At 39.6% G+C, this 2,774-nt stretch carries 3 protein-coding genes and 1 pseudogene; all 4 read right to left on the bottom strand.

Features of this window, described 5'->3' with window-relative positions; genetic code table 11:
• Positions 1–175, bottom strand: a pseudogene (locus PHO71_RS26360) (electron transfer flavoprotein subunit alpha/FixB family protein); the annotation flags it as partial.
• A 70-nt stretch (positions 176–245) separates the two neighbouring features.
• Positions 246–1,037 carry an electron transfer flavoprotein subunit beta/FixA family protein gene (locus PHO71_RS26020; protein ID WP_300209091.1) on the bottom strand — a complete coding sequence of 264 codons (792 nt, stop codon included), beginning with the start codon at positions 1,035–1,037 and terminating at the stop codon, positions 246–248.
• A 65-nt stretch (positions 1,038–1,102) separates the two neighbouring features.
• A complete protein-coding gene (locus PHO71_RS26015; protein ID WP_300209090.1) occupies positions 1,103–2,242 on the bottom strand; it encodes an acyl-CoA dehydrogenase family protein in 1,140 nt (379 codons plus the stop codon).
• Between the two features lie 28 nt (positions 2,243–2,270).
• Positions 2,271–2,405, bottom strand: coding sequence for a hypothetical protein (locus PHO71_RS26010; protein ID WP_300209089.1), 135 nt, complete (start codon positions 2,403–2,405; stop codon positions 2,271–2,273).
• Positions 2,406–2,774 lie beyond the last annotated feature (369 nt).

Genomic DNA, 2,774 nt, shown 5'->3' with positions numbered 1-2,774 from the left:
CACCATAGTGGAAAAGTTTATCAACCTGGCCTTCGATTTCATGGCCTAAAAGGACAGCTACTACTTCGTCCTTCAAATCTTCTTTCAATCTGGTGGATTCGCCGACCAGTTCAAGACCTACGTTCTGAACTTTACCGCTTCTCTGTTCAATTACTACAAAAATACCTTTACTCATTGTAGGGTTTCCTCCTTATATTCCAAATTTAGTATATAGTTCTTTCTGTTCGATTGAAGTTGTCAACAAATTAGATGATGAACTTAGCTTCCAACTTTTCGATAATCGCCTGAACTGCCTCTTCTGCGGACAAATCCTTCAGAACTGTACCAGCGCCCTTAACTTCTTTTGTGAAGGACTGATATACGTTTGTAGGGGAACCCTTTAAGCCGATCATGTCAAGTTCAAGTTCATCTTTCAAATCTTCAAAACCTAAAGTTTTGATTTCTTTTTCGTAAGCTTCAACGATACCTCTTACTGACATATATCTAGGAGTAGCCAATTCAGCAATTGCTGTCAACAGGCAAGGTGTTTTGATTTTGATGATGTGGTAACCATCTTCAAACTGTCTTTTAACAACAACATATTCTTCAGTAGCTTCCTGTACTTCTTCAACGTAGGAAACTTGAGGAACCTGCAATTTTTCACCGATCTGAGGACCAACCTGAGCTGTGTCACCATCGATAGCCTGACGGCCTGTGATAATTAAATCATAGCCGATTTTTCTTAAAGCTGCTGCCAAAATACCGGATGTAGCATAAGTATCGGAACCGCCGAATTCTCTAGCGGAAACTAAGTAAGCTTCATCACAGCCCATAGCCAAAGCTTCTCTCAAAGCAACGTCTGCCTGAGGGGGACCCATGGATACAACGGTAATAGTGCCACCCAATTCTGCTCTTAACTGAAGAGCAGCTTCGATACCTGTTTTGTCATCATGGTTAATGATAGAAGGTACACCATCACGAATCAGTGTGCCTGTCTTAGGGTCAATTTTAACTTCAACTGTATCTGGTACTTGTTTAATACATACAACGATTTTCATTATAGTTGTTCTCCTTCCAAAATATAGTAGTATCTCGCTTCGTATCTAGATTCAGAAACTATTGATCAAACTTTCATTGCGCCGGAGATAATCATCTTCATTGCTTCGGATGTACCTTCGTAAATTTCTGTAATCTTAGCGTCACGCATAGCTCTTTCTACAGGGTATTCGCGGCAGTAGCCGTAACCACCAAGCAACTGAACACAAATTCTTGTTACTTCGTTAGCTACTTCAGAGCCAAACAGTTTACACATAGCTGCCAAAGGAGCAAAATTTTCATGATTGTCTTTTGATGTTGCTGCTCTCCAAACCATCAATCTAGCAGCATCAACCTTTGTCTGGCATTCAGCAAGCTTGAACTGTGTGTTCTGGAACTTGTTGATTGTTTTGCCAAACTGCTTTCTTTCTTTAACATACTTCATAGCTTCGTCGATAGCGCCCTGAGCGATACCTACGGACTGAGCACCGATACCGATACGGCCGCCAGCAAGACCTTGCATAGCGATCTTGTAGCCCAGACCTTCTTTGCCAAGCAATCTGCTAGCAGGTACTCTTACGTTTTCGTAAGCAACTTCACAGTTGGAAGCAGCTCTGATACCCATACGTTCAATATTTTCACCTACAGTAATACCAGGCATTGTTCTATCCAAAACAAATGCGGACATACCTTTAGGTCCTTTGGACTTGTCTGTCAAAGCAAATACAACAAATGTATCAGCAAAGCCGGAGTTTGTTGTAAAGATTTTTGTACCATTGATGATATAATCATCGCCATCTTTAAGTGCTTCTGTACGAACGCCGGAAGCATCAGTACCTGCACCGGGCTCTGTCAAACCAAAGCAACCAACCTTTGTACCATTTACCAATGGTCCTAAAAATTCATGCTTTTGTTCTTCTGAACCAAATTCGTTGATGCAAGAGCAGCAAAGGGAAGTATGCACGGAAAGAGTGATACCTGTGGATGCATCAATTTTAGATACTTCTTCCATAGCTAATGTGTAAGTAAGAACATCTGCGCCCTGACCGCCGTATTCTCTGGAATAAGGAATGCCGAACATACCAGCCTTCTGCAGTTTCGCTACAAGGCCCATATCGTATGCTTCAGACTCGTCCATATCCTTAGCAATGGGTTTGATTTCTGTCTCAGCAAATTTTCTGAACAACTCTTGCTGAAGCACTTGAGATTTTGTTAATTTGAAATCCATTTAATATTCCTCCTATTTTTAAAAAATTTTAAAACAACCGATGCGGGTCACCGACCATTTTATTTAATAACCTACTACTTCCATAAACGCTGCCGTTGGACGTTCCTTCATCCTTTGTCAAATTGTTTGCACAATAAGAAAAGTCCTTCAGCACGTCCATCATGAATATAACATTTTTGTTTAAAAATTGTCAACTGATTTGTTAATAAATATTCCATAAAAAACGGCCACGTTTTATGGTAATACCGCCGTATTTTTCGGCAGAATTATCATGAAAAAAAACACAAAAAAGCCGTATCGCAATTTGTATCTTAATAGGCTCATATACCTTGTTCTGCATGGTTTCTTTATTATATTTGTACAAATACTGAAAAGAAAGTCAGGCAGCCTAATATTTAGTATGCAAGATATATGCTTTAAAAAAGTACACATTACCACAAAGGCACGTGCAAATCTAGCTTTTTTGTCCATCTCCACTTTACACCATTGTCTTTTCTATGTCAATATATTTCGCATAGAAACAAAAAATTAT

The organism is Bacteroides sp., from assembly GCF_028690125.1.
Classification (GTDB): domain Bacteria; phylum Bacteroidota; class Bacteroidia; order Bacteroidales; family Bacteroidaceae; genus Bacteroides.
Note: the sequence above shows the minus strand (reverse complement) of the source record. Positions and strands in the feature narration are given on the sequence as shown.